Annotated in this window: 3 protein-coding genes; 1 reads left to right on the top strand and 2 read right to left on the bottom strand. The window is 66.0% G+C overall.

Translation table 11 applies throughout. From position 1 onward, the window contains the following. Window positions 1-836, bottom strand: an 836-nt coding sequence (locus IC66_RS0102965; RefSeq protein WP_038946615.1) for a DMT family transporter, incomplete at its 3' end; no start/stop codon positions are given. Between the two features lie 85 nt (window positions 837-921). Further along, window positions 922-1,338 carry a nuclear transport factor 2 family protein gene (locus IC66_RS0102960; RefSeq protein WP_038946614.1) on the bottom strand — a complete coding sequence of 139 codons (417 nt, stop codon included), beginning with the start codon at window positions 1,336-1,338 and terminating at the stop codon, window positions 922-924. Between the two features lie 125 nt (window positions 1,339-1,463). Here IC66_RS0102960 and IC66_RS0102955 point away from each other — a divergent pair. Next, window positions 1,464-1,611, top strand: a 148-nt coding sequence (locus IC66_RS0102955; protein ID WP_038946612.1) for an Ada metal-binding domain-containing protein, incomplete at its 3' end; no start/stop codon positions are given.

Raw genomic sequence — 1,611 nt, 5'->3', positions numbered from 1 at the left:
ACCAGCCAGCCGGTGAGCAGCGTCAACGCCGGCACGCAGGCCGGAAACACCGCGGCGCGGGCAACGCCGAGGCGCTGGACCGAGACGGCGTAGAGATAGAGCGCGGCGGGGCCGGCGAGCACGCCCTGCGCCAGCGCCTGGATCGCATTCTCGCTCACGCCGATCGCCGCAACATGGGCGAGCCCGACGGTTGCGATGTAGACCGGCAGCAGCAGCAGCGACAGCACGTTGATGACCAGCGCTGCCGACACGGCCGAGACGCGCCAGTGGCGCAGAGCTGCGCCGAAGCCTGCGAACATCAATCCGGTGAGCACGAAGATCAAATCGCCGAGCACGCCGTCGGCCCCGATATGACCGATCGATTCCGCGCCGATCACGCCGAGGCCGCCGACGATGACGACGGCGCCGGCAAGCCGTGAGGCCGAGATGTGCTCCTTCAGCACCACCACCGCGAGCAACAGGCCGCCGAGCGTCGCGCAGGAGGGCTGGATCACGCTGCCATGGCCGAGCGGCACGAACAGGAAACCGGTGTAGGAGATCAGCGACATCACGGGGCCGCCGAGCACCATCAGCACAAGGCCCCTGCTCCAGCCGATGCCGCAGAGATCGGAGATGCCGGCGCGGAACACCAGCGGCAGGAACGCGATCCCCGACCAGACATAGCGATGCACCAGGAGATCGACCGGCGTGAAGCCGAGCTTGAGGCCATGCCGCGTGGCGGCAAAGCCCAGCGCCCAGAACAGCGCCGCGGCAAGGCCGCAAGTTACGCCGACCAGTGCAGGCGCCGCATCCTTGTTCTGAGAGAGAGCGTCTGCGCCGCTCGTCCGCTGATCCATGGACCAAGCCTTATGTCAGCGCATATACCGCCTCAACCCACGCGGCTGCAGGGCTGGCACGCGGCGGTGATTGTGGGCTTACGCATCACGCCTCCTGCTCGAAGACCATCCGCCATCCCTTGCGCGTATCCATGTATTCCCGCACCTGCCTGATCCGGTCGCCCGCCACCGTGAACACGAAGCAATAGTCGTTCTCGTACGGCTTGCCGCCGCCCAGTGTGGCGCGCATCCGCTCCTCCACGATCACGACATCGCCGTCGGCGTAGACGCCGCGGAACGCGATATCGATGTTCGAGAACATGTTGTGCATCTCCTGCGCGATGAAGCGCGCGATCTGGTGCGGTCCGGCCATGTGGTCGGTGTGATCGAGCGCGACGGCGGTAGCATTGCCCTTCGGCGCGATCCATTCGGCGTCTTCGGTGAACAATGCGGCGATGCGCTCGGCATCGCGCGACGAAAAGATCTTCCACGCGTTCAGGACGATATCTTTTGGGCTGGACATGATGCGCTCCCTCGTTTTCGTTGAGGGGCGCCTTCTAGGGCGCGATGCGCCTTGCAGCTCGCCACAATCGGACTCGATCATCCCGCAGCCCTTCCGCCGCTACCGGCATGCGCTATGATCCGGCCATGCTGAGCTTCGATGTCTGCAACGCCGCGCGCCTGCGCCGCGATCCCCGGTATGACGGGCGCTTCTTCACGGCGGTGAAGACCACGGGGATCTATTGCCGCCCGGTCTGTCCGGCCAAGCAGCCGCTGACGCGCAATGTCGCCTATT

Origin of the sequence: Bradyrhizobium genomosp. III (assembly GCF_000261705.1) — a bacterium.
Taxonomy (GTDB): Bacteria; Pseudomonadota; Alphaproteobacteria; order Rhizobiales; family Xanthobacteraceae; genus Bradyrhizobium; species Bradyrhizobium ottawaense.
The sequence above is the reverse complement of the archived record's forward strand: the minus strand, read 5'-3'. Positions and strand labels throughout refer to the sequence as shown.

Bases quoted from the DNA above. Each gene is read 5' to 3' on its own strand.
- IC66_RS0102960 (WP_038946614.1), bottom strand. From the start codon at position 1,338: ATGTCCAGCCCAAAAGATATCGTCCTGAACGCGTGGAAGATCTTTTCG.